General features: G+C 45.0%; 31 protein-coding genes. 23 read left to right on the top strand and 8 right to left on the bottom strand.

Annotation, left to right across the window (positions count from 1 at the left end):
• Positions 1-33: 33 nt before the first annotated feature.
• A complete protein-coding gene (locus tag N6H06_RS14535) occupies positions 34-498 on the bottom strand; it encodes a DUF2621 domain-containing protein (RefSeq protein WP_062750544.1) in 465 nt (154 codons plus the stop codon).
• A gap of 150 nt (positions 499-648) precedes the next feature.
• On the opposite strand from N6H06_RS14535, the gene N6H06_RS14530 reads away from it, so the two are divergent.
• Positions 649-843: a hypothetical protein gene (locus N6H06_RS14530; RefSeq protein WP_062750542.1), complete on the top strand. Its 195-nt coding sequence runs from the start codon at positions 649-651 to the stop codon at positions 841-843.
• Positions 844-886: 43 nt separating this feature from the next.
• Here N6H06_RS14530 and N6H06_RS14525 read toward each other — a convergent pair whose 3' ends face one another.
• Both N6H06_RS14525 and N6H06_RS14520 read right to left on the bottom strand, forming a co-directional pair.
• Positions 887-967: a YjcZ family sporulation protein gene (locus N6H06_RS14525; RefSeq protein ID WP_062750540.1), complete on the bottom strand. Its 81-nt coding sequence runs from the start codon at positions 965-967 to the stop codon at positions 887-889.
• 75 nt (positions 968-1,042) lie between these two features.
• On the bottom strand, positions 1,043-1,180 hold the full coding sequence (locus tag N6H06_RS14520) for a small acid-soluble spore protein P (protein WP_035201383.1): 138 nt from the start codon (positions 1,178-1,180) through the stop codon (positions 1,043-1,045).
• A 220-nt stretch (positions 1,181-1,400) separates the two neighbouring features.
• Here N6H06_RS14520 and acnA point away from each other — a divergent pair, with 220 nt between their 5' ends.
• Positions 1,401-4,118 (top strand): aconitate hydratase AcnA, encoded by a 2,718-nt coding sequence (gene acnA / locus N6H06_RS14515; protein ID WP_062750538.1) that lies wholly within the window; start codon positions 1,401-1,403, stop codon positions 4,116-4,118.
• 63 nt (positions 4,119-4,181) lie between these two features.
• Here acnA and N6H06_RS14510 read toward each other — a convergent pair whose 3' ends face one another.
• Entirely contained in the window at positions 4,182-4,337 is a 156-nt protein-coding gene (locus N6H06_RS14510) for a hypothetical protein (RefSeq protein ID WP_193754540.1), read from the bottom strand.
• A gap of 167 nt (positions 4,338-4,504) precedes the next feature.
• On the opposite strand from N6H06_RS14510, the gene N6H06_RS14505 reads away from it, so the two are divergent.
• From N6H06_RS14505 to N6H06_RS14455, 11 genes are all read left to right on the top strand, one after another.
• Complete coding sequence (locus tag N6H06_RS14505) at positions 4,505-4,633, top strand: FbpB family small basic protein (RefSeq protein WP_082808460.1); 129 nt, start codon at positions 4,505-4,507, stop codon at positions 4,631-4,633.
• Positions 4,634-4,686: 53 nt separating this feature from the next.
• The gene (locus N6H06_RS14500) at positions 4,687-4,824 is read left to right on the top strand and encodes an acid-soluble spore protein N (RefSeq protein ID WP_035201379.1); all 138 of its coding nucleotides are present in this window, start codon (positions 4,687-4,689) and stop codon (positions 4,822-4,824) included.
• 162 nt (positions 4,825-4,986) lie between these two features.
• Positions 4,987-6,609 carry a copper resistance D family protein gene (locus N6H06_RS14495; protein WP_263707399.1) on the top strand — a complete coding sequence of 541 codons (1,623 nt, stop codon included), beginning with the start codon at positions 4,987-4,989 and terminating at the stop codon, positions 6,607-6,609.
• A gap of 19 nt (positions 6,610-6,628) precedes the next feature.
• Positions 6,629-8,848 (top strand): AAA family ATPase, encoded by a 2,220-nt coding sequence (locus tag N6H06_RS14490; RefSeq protein ID WP_263707397.1) that lies wholly within the window; start codon positions 6,629-6,631, stop codon positions 8,846-8,848.
• 277 nt (positions 8,849-9,125) lie between these two features.
• Complete coding sequence (locus tag N6H06_RS14485) at positions 9,126-9,548, top strand: acyl-CoA thioesterase (protein ID WP_082808458.1); 423 nt, start codon at positions 9,126-9,128, stop codon at positions 9,546-9,548.
• 322 nt (positions 9,549-9,870) lie between these two features.
• Positions 9,871-10,701, top strand: a complete 831-nt coding sequence (gene nadE, locus N6H06_RS14480; RefSeq protein ID WP_082808475.1) for an ammonia-dependent NAD(+) synthetase — start codon at positions 9,871-9,873, stop codon at positions 10,699-10,701.
• A gap of 193 nt (positions 10,702-10,894) precedes the next feature.
• Complete coding sequence (locus tag N6H06_RS14475; protein ID WP_062750532.1) at positions 10,895-11,374, top strand: DUF4352 domain-containing protein; 480 nt, start codon at positions 10,895-10,897, stop codon at positions 11,372-11,374.
• Positions 11,375-11,543: 169 nt separating this feature from the next.
• Positions 11,544-12,455: a homoserine O-acetyltransferase MetA gene (metA, locus tag N6H06_RS14470; RefSeq protein WP_062750531.1), complete on the top strand. Its 912-nt coding sequence runs from the start codon at positions 11,544-11,546 to the stop codon at positions 12,453-12,455.
• Between the two features lie 65 nt (positions 12,456-12,520).
• Positions 12,521-13,363, top strand: coding sequence for an alpha/beta fold hydrolase (locus N6H06_RS14465; RefSeq protein WP_062750529.1), 843 nt, complete (start codon positions 12,521-12,523; stop codon positions 13,361-13,363).
• 43 nt (positions 13,364-13,406) lie between these two features.
• Positions 13,407-14,633, top strand: coding sequence for an EAL domain-containing protein (locus N6H06_RS14460; RefSeq protein WP_238583384.1), 1,227 nt, complete (start codon positions 13,407-13,409; stop codon positions 14,631-14,633).
• 40 nt (positions 14,634-14,673) lie between these two features.
• Entirely contained in the window at positions 14,674-15,015 is a 342-nt protein-coding gene (locus N6H06_RS14455; protein WP_212953725.1) for an iron-sulfur cluster biosynthesis family protein, read from the top strand.
• A 37-nt stretch (positions 15,016-15,052) separates the two neighbouring features.
• Here the strand turns inward: N6H06_RS14455 and N6H06_RS14450 are convergent, their stop codons facing one another.
• Entirely contained in the window at positions 15,053-15,367 is a 315-nt protein-coding gene (locus N6H06_RS14450; RefSeq protein ID WP_062750525.1) for a YppG family protein, read from the bottom strand.
• A gap of 14 nt (positions 15,368-15,381) precedes the next feature.
• A complete protein-coding gene (locus N6H06_RS14445) occupies positions 15,382-15,804 on the bottom strand; it encodes an Hsp20/alpha crystallin family protein (protein ID WP_062750523.1) in 423 nt (140 codons plus the stop codon).
• A 67-nt stretch (positions 15,805-15,871) separates the two neighbouring features.
• On the opposite strand from N6H06_RS14445, the gene N6H06_RS14440 reads away from it, so the two are divergent.
• The 5 genes from N6H06_RS14440 to N6H06_RS14420 all read left to right on the top strand — a co-directional run bounded on the left by N6H06_RS14440 (position 15,872) and on the right by N6H06_RS14420 (position 20,154).
• Positions 15,872-16,795, top strand: a complete 924-nt coding sequence (locus N6H06_RS14440; RefSeq protein WP_062750521.1) for a dipeptidase — start codon at positions 15,872-15,874, stop codon at positions 16,793-16,795.
• 113 nt (positions 16,796-16,908) lie between these two features.
• Complete coding sequence (locus N6H06_RS14435) at positions 16,909-17,781, top strand: chemotaxis protein (protein ID WP_263707390.1); 873 nt, start codon at positions 16,909-16,911, stop codon at positions 17,779-17,781.
• Positions 17,782-18,050: 269 nt separating this feature from the next.
• Positions 18,051-18,362, top strand: coding sequence for a HesB/YadR/YfhF family protein (locus tag N6H06_RS14430; protein WP_062750518.1), 312 nt, complete (start codon positions 18,051-18,053; stop codon positions 18,360-18,362).
• 77 nt (positions 18,363-18,439) lie between these two features.
• Complete coding sequence (msrA, locus tag N6H06_RS14425; RefSeq protein ID WP_263707516.1) at positions 18,440-18,970, top strand: peptide-methionine (S)-S-oxide reductase MsrA; 531 nt, start codon at positions 18,440-18,442, stop codon at positions 18,968-18,970.
• Positions 18,971-18,987: 17 nt separating this feature from the next.
• Positions 18,988-20,154, top strand: a complete 1,167-nt coding sequence (locus N6H06_RS14420) for an alpha/beta hydrolase (protein WP_062750516.1) — start codon at positions 18,988-18,990, stop codon at positions 20,152-20,154.
• A gap of 28 nt (positions 20,155-20,182) precedes the next feature.
• Here N6H06_RS14420 and N6H06_RS14415 read toward each other — a convergent pair whose 3' ends face one another.
• On the bottom strand, positions 20,183-20,434 hold the full coding sequence (locus tag N6H06_RS14415; RefSeq protein WP_062750514.1) for a hypothetical protein: 252 nt from the start codon (positions 20,432-20,434) through the stop codon (positions 20,183-20,185).
• A 295-nt stretch (positions 20,435-20,729) separates the two neighbouring features.
• Between N6H06_RS14415 and qoxA the strand changes: the two genes are divergently transcribed.
• From qoxA to qoxD, 4 genes are read left to right on the top strand one after another with little or no spacing between them, the layout of a single operon-like run.
• Positions 20,730-21,668 (top strand): cytochrome aa3 quinol oxidase subunit II, encoded by a 939-nt coding sequence (gene qoxA / locus N6H06_RS14410; protein WP_263707515.1) that lies wholly within the window; start codon positions 20,730-20,732, stop codon positions 21,666-21,668.
• 33 nt (positions 21,669-21,701) lie between these two features.
• Entirely contained in the window at positions 21,702-23,645 is a 1,944-nt protein-coding gene (qoxB, locus tag N6H06_RS14405; protein ID WP_062750513.1) for a cytochrome aa3 quinol oxidase subunit I, read from the top strand.
• A 3-nt stretch (positions 23,646-23,648) separates the two neighbouring features.
• Complete coding sequence (qoxC, locus tag N6H06_RS14400; protein WP_062750511.1) at positions 23,649-24,263, top strand: cytochrome aa3 quinol oxidase subunit III; 615 nt, start codon at positions 23,649-23,651, stop codon at positions 24,261-24,263.
• Positions 24,264-24,578 carry a cytochrome aa3 quinol oxidase subunit IV gene (qoxD, locus tag N6H06_RS14395; protein ID WP_011246977.1) on the top strand — a complete coding sequence of 105 codons (315 nt, stop codon included), beginning with the start codon at positions 24,264-24,266 and terminating at the stop codon, positions 24,576-24,578.
• A gap of 36 nt (positions 24,579-24,614) precedes the next feature.
• Here qoxD and ywcE read toward each other — a convergent pair whose 3' ends face one another.
• Entirely contained in the window at positions 24,615-24,896 is a 282-nt protein-coding gene (gene ywcE / locus N6H06_RS14390) for a spore morphogenesis/germination protein YwcE (protein ID WP_062750509.1), read from the bottom strand.
• A gap of 191 nt (positions 24,897-25,087) precedes the next feature.
• Here ywcE and N6H06_RS14385 point away from each other — a divergent pair, with 191 nt between their 5' ends.
• Positions 25,088-25,360: an acylphosphatase gene (locus N6H06_RS14385; protein ID WP_062750507.1), complete on the top strand. Its 273-nt coding sequence runs from the start codon at positions 25,088-25,090 to the stop codon at positions 25,358-25,360.
• Positions 25,361-25,382 lie beyond the last annotated feature (22 nt).

Genomic DNA, 25,382 nt, shown 5'->3' with positions numbered 1-25,382 from the left:
AGCCTGTCCGGCCACTGGCCAACAGGCTTACCGTCATTGTGCGTTCATTTTACGGCTTTCTGCATTCCGATCAAGCAAATGTTCGTACGGAGCCAAATCAATTTCTTTTTCCGTTAGTTTTTTAATCAAGAATTTATGGTCGCGTTTTGGGGTAGCGATAATGTAGCCGCGGATCATCATGTCGAGCGTCAATGTAGTCGCTTTTTCTTTAATGGCAATCTCGCTAATTTTCCCGGCGATCTTTTCCTTTGCAACATCGCGGAACAGTTCGGGGACAGGCTCAACGAGTTCATTAAGCAACGTACGTTGGTCTTCTCCCCATAGAGGCAATGCTTGGTTAATGTAATGTTCTTGCCAATCAAGAATCGATTTGCCATCCGCTTTTGGCAAGCGCTTTAAAAATTTGCGGAACATAAAATAGCCACCGATGAGCATGAGTCCAAGCAAGATGAACGTCCATAGAATAATAAAACTCATAAACCAATCCCAGCCTGACATGTTCATCCTCCCATTTTGCTTGTTCTTCGCATTCACTGTATCATAAAATGGGTATAGGCGCTAGCAACATGGCGTTTTTTCGCTTGAGTAAAATAGGTTCTCGCTAACGTATATTGACTTTACTGTTGCGTTGATCAAGGGGGCTGGATAATGACAGAAGAAAAAGCAGAGCAATTGCTGCAAGCATTACGGACGAAGGAAGTAACCGAAGTGACGGTTTCAAAAGAAGAGTTTCCAGTGTTTCGCAACGTATTGACGAAACAAGAGGATATGAAAAGCTTTCGAGGGGCAGCCAAACATTTCGGTACGGTTGTTTATACGTACGAGCCTGGCTGGACTGCGTAAAGGAAAATGCGATAAAAGGCTGCAATGGCAGCCTTTTACGAGATTAGAACCAGCTTGCGCCGACAATTACTAGCAAGATAAACAAAACAACGATAAGAGCAAAGCCTCCACCATATCCGCTCATAGTTGAACCTCCTTTTAACAAGGTATGTTCTAGTCTATGCAAGCGAAAAAAAAGCGTATGGGCGGACTTTCATCATTATTCGCCATTTGTTTGATTAACTTGGTTGGCTTTTTTTGTTTTGTGTGAGCCACTCAATGGTTCTGGCTGTCCGCTTCCTTGCTTGCCTTTTGGCTGGTTGCGGCGTTGGCTTTTAAACGTATGGCGTTCCGTCATGAAGCACTCCTCCTTCCCCATTAGTATAAGGCGGCAACCATTTTTTCTATTCAAATTTAATGTTTTTGTCGAAAAAAGATTTAAACTTGGCGCAACTTTTGCTATCCTAATGAAGGGAAATCTTCCTGAACGCCTGTTTGTAAAAGCGCTTACGGATGGGTAAATCTTTAGACAACGCTCTCATAATACGTTATGATAATGCTGATAAGGGGGTCTTTCGATGTCAAAAAAACAAGACGTGTTTAATGCTAAGTCTTCTTTTGACCTGAATGGGAAAACATACCATTACTATGCGCTTGATGCGTTGGAAAAAGCCGGGATCGGAAAAGTGAGCAAGCTGCCTTATTCCGTTAAAGTCCTGCTTGAATCCGTGTTAAGGCAGTACGATGATTATGTCATTAAAAAAGAGCATGTTGAAAACCTAGCAAAATGGGGGACAAAGGACGTAAAGGAGATCGACGTCCCGTTTAAGCCTTCACGTGTTATTCTCCAAGATTTTACTGGCGTCCCGGCTGTCGTCGACTTAGCTGCGCTCCGCAAAGCAATGGCTGACCTCGGAGGGAATCCCGACCAAATCAATCCGGAAATCCCAGTCGACCTTGTCATTGACCACTCTGTCCAAGTTGACAAGTTCGGAACAGACGACTCATTGCTTCATAATATGAATTTGGAATTTGAACGCAATGCAGAGCGCTACCAATTTTTAAATTGGGCCAAAAAAGCGTTCGACAATTACAATGCCGTGCCACCAGCGACCGGTATTGTCCACCAAGTGAATTTAGAGTACATTGCCAACGTTGTCCATGCTGTTGAACAGGACGGCGAAACAGTTGCGTTTCCAGACACTTTAGTGGGAACCGATTCCCATACGACCATGATTAACGGTTTGGGTGTCCTCGGTTGGGGTGTTGGCGGCATTGAGGCGGAAGCTGGCATGCTTGGACAGCCTTCTTACTTCCCGGTTCCTGAAGTGATTGGCTTGAAATTTACAGGCTCACTGCCAAGTGGGACAACGGCAACGGATGTCGCTTTAAAAGTGACGCAAGTGTTGCGTAAAAAGAATGTTGTCGGCAAATTTGTCGAATACTTTGGCCCTGGCCTTGCCGATATGCCTCTTGCTGACCGGGCGACGATTTCAAATATGGCACCTGAATACGGCGCGACTTGCGGCTTTTTCCCAATTGACGAAGAAGCGTTGAATTATTTGCGCCTTACAGGACGCTCTGAAGAGCAAATTGATTTGGTTCGCACGTACTGCAAAGCAAACGGCATGTTCTATGTCCCTGGTGAAACGCCTGATCCTGTTTACACAGATGTGGTGGAAGTGGATCTGTCTAAGATCCATGCCAACTTGTCAGGCCCTAAGCGCCCACAAGATTTAATCGAGCTACCAGACATGCAAAAGTCCTTCCAAGATGCCGTCGTTGCGCCAGCAGGAAACCAAGGACTCGGTCTATCGAAAGATGAATTTAATAAAACCGTTGAAGTCAACTTTGCCGATGGCCGCGAAACGACGATGAAAACCGGTGCTGTAGCGATTGCTGCTATTACGAGCTGTACAAATACATCCAACCCATATGTGCTTGTAGCCGCAGGACTTGTTGCCAAAAAAGCGAGCGAGCTAGGTCTGAAAGTGCCTGAGTACGTGAAGACATCGCTAGCGCCTGGTTCTAAAGTGGTAACAGGCTATTTGAATGATTCTGGCTTGATGCCTTATCTTGAAAACCTCGGCTTCCATTTAGTCGGATACGGCTGCACCACATGTATCGGAAACTCTGGCCCGCTTGAAGAGGAAGTGGAACAAGCGATTGCAGCCAATGATCTGACAGTAACTTCTGTCCTGTCTGGAAACCGTAACTTTGAAGGGCGCATCCATCCACTTGTAAAGGCGAACTATTTGGCATCGCCGCCGCTTGTTGTTGCTTATGCATTAGCAGGTACAGTGGATGTCGATCTTTTAAATGACCCAATTGCCAAAGACAAAGACGGCAACGATGTTTATTTTAAAGATATCTGGCCAACGTCTGATGAAGTCCGCACAATTGTTGATAAAACGGTTACACCTGAGCTATTCCGTCGTGAATATGCTGATGTGTTCACGAGCAATGAACGCTGGAATCAAATCAACACGACGGACGACGCTCTCTACCAGTGGGATGATGATTCAACTTACATTGCCAACCCGCCGTTCTTTGAAGGGCTTGCCAAAGATCCAGAAGAAGTTAAACCGCTTAATGGCTTGCGTGTAATTGGAAAATTTGGTGACTCTGTCACAACGGACCATATTTCTCCAGCAGGAGCGATTGGCAAAAATACGCCAGCAGGTAAGTATCTGATGGAAAAAGGTGTTAAGCCAAAAGACTTTAACTCATATGGCTCTCGTCGAGGCAACCATGAAGTCATGATGCGTGGCACGTTCGCCAATATCCGCATTCGCAACCAAATCGCTCCAGGAACGGAAGGCGGCTACACGACTTATTGGCCGACTGGGGAAGTGATGTCTATTTATGATGCTGCTATGAAATACAAGGAAGACAATACGGGCCTTGTTATTCTAGCCGGCCAAGATTACGGCATGGGTTCTTCTCGTGACTGGGCAGCCAAAGGTACGAACTTGCTTGGCATTAAAACGGTTATTGCTGAAAGCTATGAGCGTATCCATCGTTCCAACTTGGTGCTCATGGGCGTGCTGCCTCTTCAATTTAAAGCAGGCGAAAGCGCAGAATCCCTTGGCCTGACAGGAAAAGAAACGATTTCTGTCGCCATTAGCAACGATATAAAACCACGGGATTATGTGACGGTTACGGCTGTTAGCGAAGATGGCAACAAAACGGAATTCGAGGCGCTTGTCCGTTTCGATAGCGATGTAGAAATCGATTATTATCGCCATGGCGGTATTTTGCAAATGGTGTTACGTGAAAAATTGGCTACTGTGTAATGAAATGAACACCTGCCTGAGGCTCTCAGGCAGGTTTTTTGTATGGCATAGGCAGGTATTTTTTTATCGCCAATTCGTGCTTTTATTAGCTGCGGGATGAGGACGCTGGTCGTGATGATGGCTTTTTTGTGCCAACCAAGAAAGAAAGTGCTGTTCTTTTTTTGATAACGGCCGTTGTAATTTTGTTTCAAAAAGTTGTTCAAGTTGCTTTTTTTCCATGATATTCACCCTTTTTTGTCGTGATGGTTTACTTATATGAACAAGATTGCTGTCGTAGACGTCAATCGGAGGAGAAAGTGAAAAAATTGGCGAATGGCGGCTAAATGGCAATGGTTTAAAAAATGAGAATTCAGGTAATAGTAATAGAAAAAAAGAGGTGAACAACGATGAGGCGAGTAGGAAAAGTATCTTTTGCCGAATTGGTGCGGCAAAACCGTGAGCGCCTTACTCAGGACCGGGAGGCCATGGAGCGTCTAGAAGCACGGTTCGAACAAAAACACTCGGTGCCAAAATAAGGAAGTCTTCGTAGGCGTTGCATTGGGCAAGCTAAACTCATGGAGGGGATCACATGGGAGACAACAATCGGTTTGCCCAATTTACGCCTGACCATTTAGGCGAACAATCACGCAAATCAGATCGGAACAACGGCAAGAAAATGGCCAACAAGTCCAATGAACAGCCGAACTATGTTCCTCCAAAAGGGTAGTTCCATTAAGTACACACTTTGTTGACCATATCACGCAGATTGGTCTGCAGCCGCCAAAATTGGCGGCTTTTTTGACGTTTTTCGCTCAGTTTGAGCGATTTGCTATTCATGGCAACAACAGGTTGCTATGATGGGGATAGAGATTTTTAATGGAGGAGAGATATGATTGAAGCAATTTTAAATATGCTGCTCTATACGCTTTTGGCGTTTACGACAGGGATTTTTACCGTCGCCCTTGCTCCAGGCGAACGGGGGCTCAGTGCTGAGCCAAAACAACAAACGGCTGTGCTGTTGCTAGGCGGGATTGTTGTTGTGTTATTTGGCTATGTGGCCAAATTGGCGGTTACTTACGCCGATTTTTTCGATATTTCTTACCCCGATGCGCTTATGACTGTCATTGCTGACCATGCTGTTGGCGCTAGTTTTCTATATGGGAGCTTGATTGTCGTGCTCATGGCTGCTGTATGGTTGGCAATGGCAAAAGTAACGGCGCTACGGCCTGTGGCCGCAGGAATCAATCTTGTGTTCATCGTTTTGCTGACTTTTGCAATCAGTCTGTCGAGCCATAGTGCTTCCTTAAACGGGTTGCACGGGATGATTAGCAGTAGTCTTCATATGGTGGCGATGGCTTTTTGGATTGGACCATTACTAGTCGTTGGTCTTTATGGAACGGCACTTATCAATGCTTTGAAGTTTCACCAATGGTTTTCGGTTGTGGCTGTTTTTAGTTTGTTATTACTTGTAACGAGTGGCTTCATCATGATGGGGGAAATTGCACCAGAGTATGTGAATAGCTGGATGCTGTCTTACGGCCAATTGTTGCTCATCAAGCACATTCTCTTTATTCCGTTGCTTGTCTTTGGTTTTCGGCATTTGCTATCTTTAAGCGGCAAAGGGGCCGAGCTATCGCCCGCTGAACGACAAAAATCCTTTCGTGCCGAAGGGGTGGTTGCGCTTCTCGTTTTCATCGTGACTTCCTGGCTAACGGAAACGGAGCCGCCTCATAATGTACTGCGGACATTGCAAAACGAACCGATGAGCCCGCTAATGGACTGGTTTTTACAAGAACCTTTGTTAGAAAACCAGCTGATTTCGTTTTCTCCAGGAATCAGCGGTACCTTGTTGCTCATCGCATCGGTCATCCTGCTTGTGGGCGCTTTATTTGCAGCATGGTGGTTTAAAAAGACAGTGATCGTCGGAGTGCTGCTAGTCGCATGGACACTTGTCACTTACAGCGGGCTTATGATCAGCGCTGGCCCTGGCGACATTCCAGTGAACTTGACTGTGCATGATACGATTGAAGACGCCATCGCGGTTGGCCATGAAAACGAACAAGTAGAGTTATTGGCCGTATTTGAAGAGGAACATGAAGAAGTTTTTGCTGTTTACCAAATCAATGAACGCCATTTGGCGGCGGAACGGTTGAAAATGGAAGACGAAGGCTACCGCAAGTATTTGGATGCTTCCATAGAAATTGAAAACGGCTTTTTAACAGGCGGTGACCAATTTATGGACACATTTATGTTTACAACAAATGATTGGGTAGACAATGAACGGGCAAGTACGTATGTTTCTTTAGGATACGCAGACAAAGACATCGAATCTGTGGAAATTGAGCTTGATGGCGAACGGCGTGACGCTAACGTCAAAAACAATGTCTTTATCCATGTAGAATCGACAAATGAAACGTTTCCAGAGGCCCATCGCTACTTAATAAAACCGACTAATGGCAAGGTTTTGGAAGTGGAAAAACGACAATTTATCCACGAAGGGCATTCCCATTAATAGAAAGGAAGGAACCAGCGTGGCGCAAGACAGACAACAATCAATACAGGCAGAAGCCGCGCTCTGGCGGAAACGTTTGACAAGAAGTGACGCTACGGAGCCCATGTCTGCAAATGAACTCGTTGAGCTGGCTCGGTACCGGTTCGCGCGGCGCCAGCAGCTTGACTCGTTTGTGCACCAATGGTTAAAACAAGCAGAGGAAATGGGTGCTTCTAAGCAAATCGTCCATCAGCTGAAGCAGCGTGGCCAGGCAACAGAATGGGTAGGATCTGAACTGATCCCGAAACAATGGCCACACCTCCGCGAAACCGACCAACTTCGCGGTAAACAACAAGCGATTGCCCGCATTCGAGAACAAGCAGACCGGTTTCTGGCAGATTGGGAGCAGACGGAATCGGCTGGCAATGGAGAACTTGAGGACATTGCCAACACATTTCGCGATAAAGCGCAAGCCCTTGCTGATACAGCTTCACAGCTGCTTGAAAGCTTTCAAGGTCAATACTATTCGAAGCCATTGTTTCAAACGCTAAAACAACTTGTGGCTGAGGCGACAACGCTTGGACATCGGTTTTATGAACAGGCTGCTAAATTGGCCAAACCGCAAGAGCATCCGTCTGCTTTGGCAGAGCTCGATGAAATGGTCGGTCTTGCAGACGTAAAGGCAAGGATCCATAAACTGTACGCGTTTTTAAAGTACCAACAGGAACGGAAAAAGCGTGGACTGCAAACAAAGCGATTGCTCAATTTGAATATGATTATGACAGGAAACCCAGGAACAGGAAAAACGACTTTAGCAAGGCTGCTTGCTAAAATTTATTATGAGTTGGGCATTCTCTCTAAACCAGAAGTGTATGAAGTAGACCGTGCCCAACTGGTTGCTGGCTATGTCGGGCAAACAGAAGAGCAAACAATGGCAGCAATTGAACGCGCTGCTGGCGGCGTCCTGTTTATTGACGAAGCGTACAGTTTAAAACGAGCCGGGCAAGGAGGCAATGATTACGGGCAAGCGGTCATTGATACGCTTGTAGCGGCAATGACAAGCGGCAAGTATGCAGGCAATTTTGCCGTTATCCTTGCAGGCTACCCAAAAGAAATGGCCACCTTTATACGTTCCAACCCAGGGCTAAGGAGCCGTTTCCCAGAACAAAATCAACTTCATTTGCAAAATTACACGGAAAGTGAACTCTTGGATATAGCTGAAACAATAGCGCTGGAAAACGACTTTGTTTTCACCGAACAAGCCTTAAAAAAAGTATCAGTGGAAATTGAACGGGCAAAAATCGACCAATCGTTTGGCAATGCTCGTGTCGTCGAAAACATTGTCCGCGCCGCCATTTTTGAAAAAGGGGCTTCTGGCAGCGGCAAGTCAGAGGCAGATTTGGTGTTGGTGGATGAAACGCATATCCAATCGACAGCGCCCCAACGAGCCGAAAATGCCCTTTCCCGCCTTGATGCACTTATCGGGCTCGAAGAAGTGAAGCGAGAAATAAAAAAGCTGACTGCGTACGCGAAAGTAAAAGAAGCACGGCGTGACATCGGCTTAGCCGTACCACCTATGCCGCTCCATACGGTGTTTTCAGGGGCTCCTGGCACAGGGAAAACGACCGTTGCCAGGCTTTATGCAGAAGCGCTTAACCAAATCGGTTTGTTGAAAAAAGGCCATGTGGTCGAGGTTTCTCGCAGTGATCTCGTTAGCGGATTTGTCGGACAGACGGCATTGAAAACAGAAAGAGTGATTGAAGATGCACTTGGCGGCGTTTTGTTTATTGATGAAGCATATTCCCTGGCACAAGGCGGCGCGAATGACTATGGAAGGGAAGCGTTGACAGCATTAACGCAAGCAATGACGACCCATGAAGCCAACTTAGTTGTCGTCTTTGCAGGCTACGCCAAAGAAATGACACAGCTGTTAAAAAGCAATCCTGGTCTGCAATCGCGAGTGCGTAAAACCATCCATTTTCCAGATTACACGCCTGACGAACGGTACGAGATGCTACTCGCAAAAGCGAAGAGCTATCGGTATGAATGGTCACAAGCAGCACTTGATTTAATAAAAGGCCATTTTAAATCAGCGAATAGGGGAGGCAATGGCCGCTACGTCATGAAAGTGTTTGAAGCTATCATCCAAGAGCAGGCTCTGCGTGTGGCACACATAGAAGTCGGCCAAACTGCTTTTATGCAAATTGAGAAAGAAGATGTAGAGCGAGCATTGTCAAACCACAATCATGAACGCCTTTAACAATAGCCCCTAAAGCGATTAGCTGGAGGGGCTATTGTTTTTGCTTTACTGCAAAAAAATGGGAGAACTGCTATGTGAAAAAAAGAGGTTTAGTTGTTTGGCGAACGGTTATTTATAAAATAGTGGAGAGATAGAAGGATGATAGGACTATGACCTTTTGCTTATACTGGTGCTTATAAGGCAAAGTAAGGCGGAAATGTTTTTAGGAATAGAGCGACCTGTGTTATACTGATGGAAAACTCGGTAAAGGGTTTGGCGGGAGAAAGGAGGGGAAGTAGTGACCCATAAAGTGCAAACAAAAATTGTTCCTCAGTACGCTGACACCGACATGATGGGCGTCGTATACCATGCTAACTACTTAAAATATTTTGAACTTGGTCGTACGGCTTATATTGAAGATGCCGGTTACAGCTACGTAAAGATGGAGGAAGATGGCTACTTTGCTCCTGTGTATGATGTGCAAGCAACTTACCGCAAGGCGCTCCGCTACGGAGATACGGCAATCGTGGAGACACGTCTTTCCCTAAATGACGGTGTTAAAACCGTTTATGCCTACGATATTACGAACCAAAACGGGGAGCTTTGTGTAACAGGGTCGACGACACATGTGATTGTGAAAAAAGACACGTTCAAGCCAGTTCCTTTTAAGCGGGCGTTCCCTGAGTGGTACCAACGTTATGAAGAGTTGAAGGAGCAATAAAATGGCGTTTGGCATTAACCGTACGGAGCTAGAAGGCTGGAAAGCGAAAGCACGGGCAGGGGAAATTGCGTTTCTGACCCATTACTGGCACGACCCACGCTTTCCCCAGGCGACTACTGTTACCAAGGCCGCTTGCGTCGATGTCTCTAAGTTAATTGAATGGGGCAAAACGTACGGATTAAACCCACAGTGGATCGACAATCGCAACGAATTTCCCCATTTCGACTTGCTCGGGGAAAAGCAAGCCACCATTTTAGCAGCGGAGGGAAAATTAGACCAATTGCGCCGTTTCCATAAGCAACTTTACAACACTGGAGGTCTTATGATGAAAGTAAACCAAGATTCCATTCGCCGTGACTTACATACGAAAGCAGACATTGATCCAAAAGAAGAAATTCGCACCCGTGTAGATTTTTTGAAAAACTATACGCTAAAAGCAGGCACAAAAGGATTTGTACTTGGAATATCGGGAGGCCAGGATTCTACGCTTGCGGCAAAACTTGCGCAAATGGCGGTAGATGAGCTCAATCAAAAAGCTCCAGGCACGTACCAATTTCATGCCGTTCGTTTGCCTTATGGCGTCCAGCATGATGAAGAAGATGCACAAGTGGCGCTGTCGTTTATTGGTCCTGATAAGATCCATACGGTTAACATTAAGCCAGCTGTTGATGCTGCTGTTGCCTCTTTTGTGGAAGCGACAGGAGAAGAGCTGTCTGGGTTTATAAAAGGCAATACAAAAGCGCGGGAACGGATGAAAGTCCAATTTGATTTGGCTGCCCACTACCAATGCCTTGTGCTTGGTACCGACCACGCTGCCGAAGCGGTGACTGGATTTTTTACAAAATTTGGCGATGGGGCTTGCGATGTCGTTCCGCTATATGGACTGACCAAGCGACAAGGCAAAGCGCTTCTCCAAGAACTTGGCGCACCAGAGGCACTGTACCAAAAAGTCCCAACTGCAGATCTTGAAGACGACAAACCAGGATTGCCTGATGAAGAAGCGCTTGGCATGACGTATGAGCAAATTGATGATTATCTGGAAGGCAAGCCCATTGACAGCGCCATACAGGAAAAATTAGAAAAGCGTTATATGGCAACAGCGCATAAACGCAAAGACCCGATAAGTGTATATGATACATGGTGGAAAGGCTGATCGAACACGCTTGTCAAATCGAGGCAAACGACAATTGTATGCGAGCGTTTGGCTACAGTCTGGGAAAGGCTAAAGGTCTTTCTCCCGCTTCTTCTTGTTATGCTTTATGCTGTACAAATCAGACATGACGAGCGTACGAGGTTCATATAAATAGGGTTGTATGAGCATGTATGATAGGGAGAGAAGGAAAAAGATGAAAGAAAAAGTGCTAGTATTGCTAGGCTTGATTGTTTGTCTTTTGTTGATAGTCGGTTTTGCGACGAACGGCCTTTCAAAACCAGAAACGGTCCAAGGCAACGCATCTGATCAAGAAGAGAACAAACAGGAGTCGCAAGAGATTAGTGATATCGAGATTACATTAAATGGTTATTCTGTCAAAGAGGAGAACGAGGAAGAGCTGTTGATCAAAGTCGATTTAACGATTGAAAACAAACGGGAATCGACCGTTAATTTTTCGTTAATGAATTTGACTTTAATGGACAGTGAACATTATGCGTATAGCCATGAATCAAATGTAGAAACAAAGGGCATTCTCGGTGGTCAAATTTCTTCAGGGCGGTCTGTCAGTGGCGAAGTGGCCTTTATTGTCCCGAAAGATACCACTTACGAACTCGTTTATACGGATCATTTTCGGACGGGCCAACTGTTTTTTCCAATTGAAGTAACGGACTAAGGCTATGCGAATGCATAGCCTTAGACTGTAGACAAGCGTTCGCATACATTGTTGTTTGGCAAGCGTTTTCTAGCAGTCTGAGTGGGGTTATTGACTTCATCACTATTCTTGAAACACTGTCCTTATTGCGTTAAGATGGTTAAAAACAAAGATGCGGGAGCGAGTTGCCATGCCGATAAAAATTCCAGATCACCTACCTGCGAAGGAAATTCTGTTAAAAGAGAATATTTTTATAATGGATGAAAGTCGGGCGTACACACAAGATATCCGGCCTTTAAAAATTTGCATTTTAAACTTAATGCCGACTAAACAAGAAACCGAAACACAATTGCTACGGCTGTTAGGGAACACACCTTTGCAAGTCGATGTTTCTCTGTTGCATCCAAGCACCCATTCGCCGCGCAATACATCAAAAGAACATTTGAACCTTTTTTATAAAACCATTGATGAAGTAAAACAACAAAAATTTGACGGAATGATTATTACTGGCGCCCCAGTAGAGACGCTGCCTTTCCATGATGTCAATTATTGGAATGAACTAACGTCTATCCTTGATTGGACGACTACCAATGTCACGTCGACTTTACATATTTGTTGGGGTGCCCAAGCTGGTCTTTACCACCATTATGGCATTAAGAAAAAGCCGCTTACAACAAAGCTTTTTGGCGTCTATTCACACAAGCTAGATGTGAAAAACATCAATTTGCTACGGGGCTTTGACGATGTTTTTTACGCGCCCCATTCTCGCCATACCACGGTTAGCCGCGAAGATATTGAGCGCGTTGATGAGCTGATTGTTTTAAGCTCTTCGGAAGAGGCGGGTGTCTATATTGCCTCTTCTAAAGATGGGAAGCGTGTATTTGTCATGGGCCACTCTGAATATGATGCACATACACTAAAACAAGAATACGAACGCGACGTAAAACGTGGGATTGCCTGTGATCCGCCGTTCAATTATTTTCCAGAAGGCAATGTCGATGCGCTCCCACCTTTGCAATGGCGTGCCCATTCGAATTTGTTGTTTTCTAATTGGCTTAATTACTACGTATATCAAGAAACCCCATACCATTTAGATGATTAAAAAACCGAGCAATCGGTTTTTTTTTATGTTCATGCGAAACACTAATCAAAAAGGGAGGGCTGATTGTGCAAAAGGTTCGGCCGGATCGCACCTCATTTCTATACATCCAGGGAGCGAGCGTTTATTTTGAATACTACCGTTGCCAAGGGCAAGAAGCAAAAGGAACGTTGCTTTTGTTGCATGGTTTTTTAGCATCATCAGCCTGTTTTCATCAATTGATTCCTTATTTACACAAGGATTATCATCTGATCAGTTGTGATTTGCCTGTGTTTGGCCGCTCAAGTAAGGCACCAGGAACGGTCTATTCCCTTTATGGTTATGCCCGGCTTGTCATTGAACTGGCAGCTAGGCTTGGACACACCTATGTGACAATTGTTGGCCATTCTATGGGCGGACAAGTGGCGCTGCATGCGGCCAAAGCATTCCCTGACCAAATTGAACGCCTTGTGCTGTTGGCAAGCTCTGGTTATTTACAACGTGTTAAAAGAACATACCGCGCTATATCCTATTTGCCTTTTGCGGCCCCGGCCATTTACGCAGCCATTCGCCGCCAAGATGTACGGGCGTTTTTATGTGAGGCTGTTTACGATAAGCGGGTCGTAACGAAAGCAATGGTTAGCGCCTATACTTTGCCCCTTAGCGACACCTCGATTGGCAAGGGGTTGATCCAACTTGCACGGCAAAGGGAAGGTGATTTAACGTCAACAGAATTGCAAACCATTGCCAAGCCTTGTTTAATCATCAATGGACGAGAAGACCCCGTTATTCCTGTGCAAACAAGTGTGCGTTTAGCAAAAGACTTAGCAAACAGCAAACTCATTTTGCTAAAGCGCTGTGGCCATTTGTTGCCAGAGGAACAGCCTAACCTCATAGCGAAACAGATGAAACGGTTTCTGAGAAAGACATAAGCGCGTTTTTGAACGATGATAGTATGGTACAATGGGGGGAGAGGTGATTCCATTGGACCCGCTAGATATTATGATGAACAAGAACCGGGTTATCCCTTTTTTTCTTCCGATCGTAAGTGCAGACAAACAGCAAGTGGTTGGCTATGAAGTCCAGCCTTATTGGATGGAGGCAAATGAACGGATCAAGCTGAACTGGTTTTTCGAAGATAGAAGCATTCCTAGCGAATACCGCCTCGAACTAGAAGACGATTTGCAGAAAAAAGCAATTGACTTGTACACCGCTGAAAACGGGAAAAAAATGCTTTATTTCAATTATGATGTCAGGCTATTAAAAAAACAGGCAGGTCAGATGCTGTTGGACCGACTGGAAGCAATGCAGCAACTTGGCATCCCATTAAAGCGTGTCATTGTCAACATCGTGTGTGAACATAGCGTTGAAGAGCTGCTGGAAGTCAAACATACGATGGTCTATATGCAAAGCTTAGGCGTGCAGCTTGCAGTGAATGCCGATTATTCAGTGGCCAACCAGCTGGAGTTGTTCACAAAGCTAAAACCGAATGTTATTTGCGTCAACTGCTCGTTTCTAGAAGAAAATTCGTTGCCAGGGCTGTATCGAGATGTCCACCAGCCGTTAGCTCTTTTCGCCCGCAAAATTGGCGCGACCCTTTTGTTTCAAGGAGTTGAGACGTTTGCACAGTTTAATTATGCGTGGCGCAGCGGTGGGCGCTACTATCAAGGTCCTTATTTTCGACAAGCGACCAAAGGGTTTGTCGATGAAAACAGCTTTAAAGACAAATTAAAAAAAGATATGCATCACTTTATCCATTATGAAAGAGAAAAAATGAAGGCACAGTTTACGCTGTCTAACCAATTGTCGCAAACATTAAAACAAGCAATGAAGGGTTTGAAACAAGACCAAGGCTACGATGAAATTGTTTTAAACGTGGCGAAAGCGTTAAATCCTTATACATTCCGCGTCTACATTTGCGATGAAGATGGCATCCAACAATCGGCCAATGCAGAAAAAGATGCAGAAGGAAATTGGCTGCTTTTGAAAGAAAGCCGCGCTAAAAACTGGAGCTGGCGCCCTTATTTTCTTGAGAACATTGTGCGGATGAATGTAGAGAAAAAAGGGATCTTATCGGATTTATATACAGACATTGAACGAGATGAGCAAATTCGCACCTATTCTTATCCGCTTAACGACAAGCTTTACGTTTTTGTTGACATTCCTTATGCATTTTTGTTTGAACAAAATGGATTGTTGTAAAGCAGCGCGCGGGTCAAGTTAGCCGTAGGAAGGAGAAAGAATGAACATTACGATAACAGCTGCAGCCCATACCTATCTAAGCGAACGAGGGCATGAAATCGTCCGTATTGCCGCCAAGGATACGTATGAATGTAGCACAATGGTGGAGTACTTTATCCAAGAAGGTATCGTGGAAGCAGGCGATCAAATCGTTGAGGTTGAAGGGCTTACGGTGATTTATAACGAAAAAGCAGAAGCGGAAATTGGGAACGAAGTAAAAGTGGACTACGTACCATCACAAGGACTAAAGCTAATGGCACCAACAGGAGTGCTTGCCTATGCCCAGCGAGTCCGCTCAAGCTCCATGCCAGCAGAAAGTGGCGGCAGCCGCTGTGGACAATAAGGCATTTGTGCCAGGCAGCACTTTAGCCTGGCACGCGCTATCTAGTGAAAAAACTGCTAATTCTTGATACATACGGCGACACTTGCTGGAATGTTTTCACAAATTTATCAACTGAAGTGGCTGTTCGGGAGAGGTCGAATTTTCCTTCATCGTCTGTAAACGGAGCTGTCCAGATTGACTTCTTTTTAGGCGCCGCCTGTTGCGGGTATCCGCTTTGTTGGAAGGGCTGTGGCATTTGGCGATAAGGTCGGCGCTGATAAGGGGGATGTTGAAAACCAGGCTGTTGCCGTTGCAAAAACGCCTGATTGTGGATCATTTGCTGATGATGGGGACGTCGTGGCGCAGGAAACATGGCATAGCCTCCTTTCATTTAATGGAAATCGTTTTCCGCTTTCCTTTAATGACGATGCGCAGCAAACCATTTTCATAATGGGCATGAATGTCATCTTCATTAAAAGGAAATGGGACAGGAATCGCGCGCTCACTCTTGGAAGAAGCATGTTGTTTGGTGATTAGTTTCGTTTCGTCATCGATTGTCGTGACTTCGCCTTTGTGGCGAACACGGATTATAAGCGCTTGCCGCAGCGATTCCAACTCAATTTGCTCTTTGTTGATTCCTGTAAGTTCGGCCTCTATCACAAAACGGTCTGGTTCTTCTCTTATACGTACCGGTATGGAGGGGCCAAACAATTGTGTTGAAAAGTTCCGAAATGCCGATTGAAAAAAATGATCGATTGACGCCATAAAGTCATGGCCGCCCCCTGGCTTCCGTGGGAAATGTTCAGACATCATCAAACCTCCATCCCTTTTAACTGCTCTATAATATGAGAGAAGGGAAAGAAAGGTGATTTGAGACATGAAGATAATTGACACACACTGTGATGCTCTTTATAAACTGTGGCGTGATGAGGACAAAGCGTTTGCCGATGACGAAGACATTGCAACAAATGCAGCAAGGTTAAAACAAGGGAATGTGTTTGTTCAGTTTTTTGCGATTTGGGTGCCGTCAACCGTGCCGCAAGAATCAAAATTTCAAGTGGTGCAAAAGCAAATGAATGCATTCTATGAGCGTGTCCTTGCTGTGCCTAACATGAAGGCGATTCGCTCATTGGATGAAATTGCTTCCTTGAAAGAGGGAGAAATTGGCGCTGTCCTTGCTTTAGAAGGGATGGATGCTTTAGGAACAGATATGGGCAAATTGGAATGGTTGTATGAGAAAGGGGTTTCCTCCATTGGCTTAACATGGAATGACGCCAATTTATGCGCCGATGGTATTGGGGAAATGCGTGGCGCCGGACTGACCGAATTTGGCAAAAAAGTGATCGCATTGAATAACAAACACCATGTGCTAAATGATGTCTCTCATTTGAGCATCGCTGCGTTTTGGGATGTCCTTGAATGCTCAAAAAAAACGATTGCCAGCCATTCAAATGCGTATGCTGTTTGCCATCATCCCCGCAATTTGCACGATGACCAAATCGATGCCCTGATTGCAAGCGACAGTTTCATTGGCGTTGTTTTCTTTCCCACTTTTATAAAAAGCGAGCTTGGCGCCTCCATTCGCGACCTCCTTTGTCATATCGACCACATAGCGAGCCGAGGCGGGATCGATCATATCGGTTTTGGCTCAGACTTCGATGGCATCTCAGTTCATGTAGACAAATTAGAGCATGCTGGCATGTATGAACATTTAGTGAACGAACTATTAAAACATTATAAGGAATCGGAAGTCGAAGGGTTTTGCAGTAGAAATTTCATTGAAAAAGCAATAAGTGGATAAGGCGTTGCGTGATAACAACTACGCTAGTACGAATATTTTTGCTGGTCGAGGCTAAACCGCTTTGGTAGAAGCGCCGATATAAAAGGATGAAGGCTTAGTTCGGAGGGAATCGTATGGCGCTTAACATGTTTGAAAGGGAAGAGCAACGTTATGACCAGGAGCTTGTTTTGTTTAAAGCAGGGCAGTCCACCTATGCATTAAATGTATTAAAAGTGAAAGAAATTATTCGACCGGTTCCAGTTACGGAATCACCAAACAGGCATAGCATCGTTGAGGGCGTCATTCAAGTGCGCGGACAAGTCATCCCATTAATCAACTTGTACCGCCTCTTGGAAATTGACGAAAGTGAAACAGTCTATTTTCTTGTGATTGAGATGGGTGAGCAACTATTTGCGCTAAAAACGGGGCCTGTTACCCACGTTCACCGCACCCACTCTAGCATAATCAAACAGCCAGACGCTGTCACAAAAGGAAAAGAAGCTTTTGTGAGTGGGGTGATTCCGTTGCCGGACAATGGCGTTGCCTTCTCCCTTGATTTGGAGAAGGTGCTCCACTTTATCCAGCCGTCACACATGCAAGGGGCAATGGCAACGGATGAGCGCCGTCGTAACTATCCGCTTCTATTAGTAGAAGATTCAAAGACGTTGCGTTCGCTCCTTGCCGATGCGTTGAGAGAGGCTGGCTATGAAGATGTTACAACATTTGATAATGGAAGGGATGCGTCTCGTTATTTGTCAGATGATGCATGCCCTCGATATGAGGCGGTCGTTACCGATATAGAAATGCCTTATATGAACGGCCACGAACTGACGAGACATTTACGTCAAGACAGTCGCTATCAAGAAACCCCCGTTATTGCGTTCTCTTCGCTAGACAAAGGACTGATGGAACGAAGAGGGGAAGAAGCCGGTGTAACCGAGCATGTGGCCAAGCCAGACATCCATCAACTTGTCGATGCCCTTGATCGGCAACTACTGGAAAAGTGAGTCCGTTTAACGGATTCGCTTTTTTGGTATTAGTAATTCAAGCTGCTCAGTTGTAATAAGGCCGGCTTTATGGAGGAGGCATGCATAAAAGTAAGGATTTTTTTTAACAAACATGCTGTGTCACTCCTTTTCAAACAGTTTATTCTCTTGCGCAAAAAAGTTTCCCTTACGCAAAAAAAATAGGCCGCTAAAAGCTGGATTTTGGACGGTCATCAAAAATCTTGGTATGATAGAAAGACAAAGCAAGACTCTACAAGGAGGCTAACTAGATGGAAATTAAGGTTACAAAACCTGCAATAAATTGGTTTAAACAAGAGTTTTCGGAAGCAGAAGAACCTGTCCCGATTCGTTTTTATGGACGCTACGGTGGCTGTGGATCCTTACAAAGCGGTTTTTCAATGGGGATGAGCCAAACGGAACCAACTGAACCGGCTGTCGTGTATGAAGAGGGCGGTTTTTTGTTTTTTATTGAAGAACAAGATAGCTGGTATTTTAAAGATCAGCTTGTACGGGTGAAATATAGTCGTAAGAAGGACGAAATCGAATTTGAATACGAACAACAAGTCAATCGCGAACAGTAGCCAATACAGGCGACATTTTAACGTGAAATAATAGATATGCCTTTGTGAAAAGGAAGAAATGGGGAATAGGAATGGCAATCGAGAAAGCAATGTTTGCAGGAGGCTGTTTTTGGTGCATGGTTCAGCCGTTTGATGAGCTGCCAGGCATAAAAGCAATTGTGTCAGGCTATTCAGGCGGAGACACGAAAAATCCAACCTATGAACAAGTAAAAACCGGCGAAACTGGACATTATGAAGTTGTAGAGATTACGTATGATCCTGAGCTGTTTCCTTACAGCAAGTTGCTTGAGCTGTACTGGCCGCAAATTGACCCAACAGATGACGGCGGCCAATTCCATGATCGTGGAAGCCAGTACCGGACGGCTATTTTTTATTATACAGAAGAACAAAAGCGGTTAGCGGAAGCTTCGAAAGCAGAATTAAACAACAGCAGCCGTTTTAACAAGCCAATTGTTACTGCGATTCTTCCTGCGTCCACGTTTTATCGGGCCGAGGAAGAGCATCAAGATTTTTATAAAAAGCAGCCAAAGGCGTATAAGCAAGACCGCGCGCAAAGCGGAAGAGACGAATTTATCGCAACGAACTGGAAAGGAAACAAATCGAGGTAGTCAGGAAGGAGGCACGCATGGAGAGGTTTTCCAAATCTGTAATAAAGGGAGTAGCGTTTTTGGCTTTGGCAGTCGTTACAATCAGCTTAATCTCGATTTTTTTTGTACAAAGCTGGCGTTACACAGAAGCGGGAAAAGTGCCTCCGAAAACGGCTGTGTTGCTTCACGCCGTCAACAATCGGCTTTTGCCTGAAGGGAAACTGGAGGCGCCTGCTTTATTAGCAGTCAAGGCGCCGCCAACGATTGAACATCATCGAGTCACGATTCCGACTAGGGATGGGGGAGACATTCCAGCAACCGTTTATCAGCCTATCGCTGCGGGGCCACACCCGATCATTGTCTACTATCATGGAGGCGCATTTTTGGAAGGCTACGGCGACTTGGATACTCATGATAATATTATCCGTTCGCTTGCGGCCCGAACTGGTGCTATTGTGGTTGCCCCAGCTTATCGCCTTGCTCCGACGTATGCTTTTCCTACAGCAGTAAACGATAGCTATGATGCCCTTACCTGGGTCTATGAGAATGCAGACGTTTTAGACGGCGATGGGGATAGGCTTGCAGTAGCTGGCGATAGCGCTGGAGGAAACCTTGCTGCGGCTGTTGCCATCATGTCTGGAGAAGAGGGCGGTCCTGCCTTGTCGGGGCAAGCGCTCCTTTACCCGCTGGCTACTTTTGAAGATGCGGAGTTCCCGTCACGTGACATGTATGCAAGCGGCTTTTATTTTTTGTCCCGTGCTGTTATGGAAATGGCGCAGCAATCGTATGCGCCAAATGAAGCGGATTGGGCATCGCCTTACACATCGCCTCTTAATGCCGAAGATGTGTCGATGATGCCGAGCACGCTTGTCATAACAGGCGAGTTTGATCCGTTGCGCGATGAAGGGGAAGCTTTGGCAAAACGTTTGTATAATGAAGGGATCTATGTACAAGCACAGCGGTTTAATGGAGTGATGCACGGCTTTATCTCTTTCTATGAAGTGATGGAGCGAGGCGATAAAGGGCTGCACTCAGCGGCGGCTTTTTTGAAAGAAGCGTTAAACGAGAAATTGCCTGAGCCCCAAAATAGCCAGCCATTTGCAGTTGAAGTGATCGACGGCCGTGATTCTTGGCGGGATGAGGCAGAAGCGTATGTGATTGGTGTGTACGTATTGTTTAAGCAAATGATCCAAGCATTTCAATAAAAACCAGCCCATATTGTCGGGCTGGTTTTTATTGAAACTGATTATTTCGCGCAAAAGCGACAAACGTGTCTTCAGCCTCGTTTAACCCACACGCCCCGCATTGGATGCGAATCGATGGCCCTCTGTAAGGCATATGGAAGGCATCAAGTGAATCTTCGTTGTACGTTTCAACGATTTCACCAGTTTGTGGGCTTAATTTGACAGGTTCGGCTTGTTGAACGATGCGGTGGAACCGTGTCCGGTTGGTTTTGCACTTTGGACATAAATATGGATCATTCATATTATCACTCCTTACGTTTAGTATGGACAAAAAAAGGGAAAGGCATGATTGGTTAACAAGAAAAGTTTGGGAAAGTTGTGTCTGCTTCTCAACTATTTTTTGTCGAATTTATGATAATTGTTGGTAACCGCTTTAATAGCAGCGCATTTTTTAGGCGAAAGTGGTAGGATGGAGTACAGCTATGTTGCTGGTTTCTGCTTCACAAAGTATACATGCAACAATTAGTTATTTTGCCAAAAGAAAGGTGATTTTATTGCGTACACCATCGAAAGTCTTTAAATGGATTGCTCTAGCGATGGTCAGTCTCTTTCTGAGTGGTTGTGGGAATTTGACGGTCCTTGACCCACAAGGTCCTGTAGCGGAACAGCAAAGCGATTTGATCATGCTATCAATCTGGTTTATGATTTTCATTGTTTTAGTCGTGTTTGTTTTGCTTACAGTTATGATTGTCAAGTACCGTGACCGAGGAAACAATGACAATTATGATCCGTCAATTGAGGGTAGCCATAAGTTGGAATTTATTTGGACGATTATTCCAATTATTATTGTCACCATTCTTTCTGTGCCAACTGTCATAACCATTTATAATTTGGAAGAAGCTCCTGAAGTGGCTGAAGGCAGCGTCCAAGTTGATCCGCTTGTCATTCATGCAACAAGCGTAAACTGGAAATGGATCTTTAGCTATCCAGAGGAAAATATTGAAACGGTCAATTATGTAAATATCCCTGTTGATCGTCCAGTCCAGTTCAAATTGACTTCAGCAGATTCAATGGCATCGTTCTGGGTGCCGCAGCTTGGTGGACAAAAATACAGCATGTCTGGCATGGAAACAGAATTGTTTTTAATGGCTAGTGAACCAGGCACGTACAATGGCCGCAATGCAAACTTTACAGGCGAAGGATTTACGGAGCAACGGTTCCTTGTTAATGCGGTAACAGATGAAAGCTATGATTCATGGGTGGAAGAAGTGCAAGCAGAAGCGCCACCATTGTCAGAAGAAGAATATGCACATCTAATGGTTCCAGGTCATGCTGAAGAAATGACATTCTCTTCGACACATCTTGAGTTTGTCAACCATGCTTATGATCCGACATACGCGCTTGAGAAAAGTGCAGAACTTGGATATGAGCCACTTAATCCGCATTCGAGAGAAGGCAAAGCGTATGAAATGCCAAAACTGACGCAGCCAATTGACACATCAAGAACATACAAAGTGGAATTGGATGATGAGTAATGGCGCAAACAACGGAAGAGAGGGGATTTACCGTTGAGATGGGATGAATTTATAGTAACGGGAGACCCGCTTATACTTGGTGCGCAAATTTCCATTGCCTTATCAAGTATAATTGCAATTGTCGCCCTTACTTATTTTAAAAAATGGAAAGTGCTCTGGACGGACTGGATCACATCCGTTGACCATAAAAAGATTGGGATTATGTACATTGCGTGTGCTTTGTTAATGCTTTTCCGGGGTGGCGTCGACGCGATGATGATGCGTTTGCAATTGACTGCCCCAGGCATGACGTTTTTAAACAGCCAGCATTACAATGAAATTTTTACGACGCATGGCACAATCATGATTATTTTCATGGCGATGCCTTTCCTTATTGGTTTAATGAACGTGGTCGTACCGCTGCAAATCGGCGCACGCGACGTTGCATTTCCATTCTTGAACAATTTAAGTTTTTGGACATTCTTTTTTGGAATGGCACTTTTTAATATTTCCTTTATCATTGGCGGTTCGCCAGCGGCAGGATGGACGTCTTACTTTCCACTTGCTTCGAATGATTTCAGCCCTGGCGTCGGTCAAAACTTTTATGCGCTCGGTCTTCAGCTTTCCGGTATCGGAACGCTGGCCACAGGGATCAACTTTATCGTCACGATCTTTAAAATGCGCACTAAAGGCATGACGCTAATGAAAATGCCGATGTTTACATGGACGGTTTTAATCACATCAATGATTATTGTCCTTGCCTTTCCAGTGTTGACTGTAGCGCTAGCAATGATGACATTTGACCGTCTGTTTGGATCGGCGTTCTTTACCCTGCAAGGTCAAGGCCTTGATATGCTATGGGCCAACTTATTCTGGATTTGGGGCCACCCTGAAGTGTATATTGTTATTCTCCCTGCATTTGGGATTTTTTCAGAAATTATTTCAACGTTTGCGCGCAAAAAGCTGTTTGGCTATAATGCGATGGTCGCTTCCGTTGTGATCATTTCGTTTTTAAGTTTCCTTGTATGGGTTCACCACTTCTTTACAATGGGGAATAACGCGGCTGTTAACTCGTTTTTCTCGATTACAACAATGGCGATTTCGATTCCGACAGGTGTCAAAATCTTTAACTGGCTCTTTACGCTACACAAAGGAAAAATTAGAATAACGGTGCCGATGCTTTGGTCGCTTGGCTTTATCCCGAACTTTGTAATCGGCGGGGTCACAGGCGTGATGTTGGCTATGGCAGCAGCCGATTACCAGTACCACAACACGTATTTTCTCGTGTCCCATTTCCATTATGTCCTTATTGCCGGAACGGTGTTTGCCTGCTTTGCTGGTTTGGTTTACTGGTATCCGAAAATGTTTGGCCATCGTTTGAACGAAAAAATCGGCAAATGGGTCTTTTGGATTTTCATGATCGGTTTCAATATCTGCTTTTTCCCGCAGTATTTTCTCGGGCTTGACGGCATGCCGCGGCGGATTTACACATACTTGGAATCCGACAATTGGTTTTCGCTTAATGCGATCTCCACAGCGGGCGCTTTCATGATGGCGATCGGATTTGCGTTGTTCGTCTATAATATTTACTACAGCTGGCGTTACGAAAAACGCGATACAACTGGCGATCCATGGGACGGCCGCACATTGGAGTGGGCAACGTCTTCAGCAATACCGCCATTTTACAACTTTGCAAAAGTCCCTGAGGTATCAGAACGTGATGCTCTCTGGGATATGAAAGAAAAAGGCATTGATCCGAATGCCGACACGAATTACCAGAAAATCCATATGCCGAGCAATACATGGCTTGGACCAGTAATGAGTTTGATGATGTTCATTGCTTCCTTTGCCCTCGTATTTAGTTGGTTCCCGCTTGCGATTCTAGGCGGTATTGGAATTTTCATTTGCATGATCATCCGCTCCTTTGATTACAACGACGGGTATTATGTAAGTGTAGAAGAAATTACAGAAATTGAAAATAAAGCGAGGGAGGCGTAAAACGTGGCATCACATGAAACGATAAATCCAAACGAACCACTTGAATATCAATCATCTGAAGGCCGCAACAATATCCTAGGTTTCTGGATTTTTCTTGGCGCTGAATTCGCTTTGTTTGCAACGCTGTTCGCCTCGTATTTTGTCCTCGTTGACAGAAATGCTGGGGCAGTGCCGTCAGCGGAACTGTTTGATTTAAACCTGGTGTTAATCATGACGTTCCTGCTTTTGACAAGTTCGTTTACTTGTGGGATCGCCATCCATGAAATGCGGGCCGGCAGAATGAAACAAACGCTCGTTTGGATTGGTTTGACGCTTTTATTAGGCCTTGGGTTTGTTGGCTTTGAGATATACGAGTTTATCCATTATGTTCATGAAGGGGCGACCTTGTCGGCAAGCGCCCATTGGTCAACATTCTTTGTGCTTCTTGGCACACACGGCTTGCATGTCTCGATTGGTATCGGCTGGATTGTGTTGTTGGCGATTCAAATGCTAAAACGCGGGTTTACGCCGCGGACAACGTCTAAATTTTTCATTGCTAGCTTGTATTGGCACTTTTTAGATGTTGTATGGATTATGATCTTTACCGGCGTATATTTGCTAGGAATGGAGTGGGTGTAAATGGCACAGGAAAAAGAAACAGCAGCCAACCACCACGGTTTTCCTTGGAAACATGTGATTGGCTTTGTGCTCTCGATTGTCCTCACGCTACTAGCAGTATGGGTCATGTCGCAAACAAATTTGGCATGGGACGTACGAATCATTATTGTCTTTGTGTTTGCCTTTATCCAGATGACAGTACAGCTTCATATGTTTATGCATATAGGTGAAGGCAAAGCAGGTTACGTGCAAGTTGGCCACACATGGTTTGCCATTATCATTGCGGTGATTATTGTAATTGGCTCTTATCTTGTACTGAGAACGGGCCACATTTAAAAAAAAGCGCATTCCCATTGCTGGAATGCGCTTTTTTTATTCAGTGGACTGTGTAAAACGCCTTGATTTGCTGCGGAAGTGTGGGTAAACATAAAGAACAAGGGCAGCAAAATGGGCGATAAAGACGTTGACAAGAAACGCCGTGACAAAAGCAGAGTGGTGAAGGTCGAATAAAAATCCTTCAAAAATGTGAGCAAGGGCTAGCACCCACATGACAATGATAAACGGAATGCTGGCAAGGGCAATTTTTCGGTGTTCCAGCCACAGAAATAATGGCGTCGCGCTGGCGACAAACATATAGGCGAAAAACAAATCCATTATGAACCACTCCTTTCCCAAGTATTCCATCTTTGTGAACAATAGATGTCAATATTGTGTCTGTTTTGTGTACATTTATGCTATCACAAAATCGAAACAATTGAAAGCGTTTGCGTAAATTTGGGCGACTTTTTTTGTTTCGGTAAATGTGTATGGTACAATCAAGCAAATCGGTAAAGGGGGAGCAGATTGTGAAACGGTATGAAGTTGAAGTAACAGGAAGAGTGCAAGGTGTCGGTTTTCGCGCTTTTGTGGAACTGACAGCGAGCCAATATAGCGTAACTGGCACAGTCCAAAATCGCCCAGAAGGTTCCGTTGTCATCCAAGTCCAAGGTGAGGAGACTGAAATTGAACGGTTTTTAACGAAAGTCGGTCAGGGTAACCATTTTGCAAAAGTTGAACACATGGAGAAGAAGGAAATTCCCCAAAAAGAAAAGGAGGCGCGTTTTTCAACTATCTATTAACGCGATTGTTCGCCAATTTCGC

This window comes from Shouchella tritolerans (assembly GCF_025770735.1).
Taxonomy (GTDB): Bacteria; Bacillota; Bacilli; order Bacillales; family Bacillaceae_D; genus Shouchella; species Shouchella tritolerans.
Note: the sequence above shows the minus strand (reverse complement) of the source record. Positions and strands in the feature narration are given on the sequence as shown.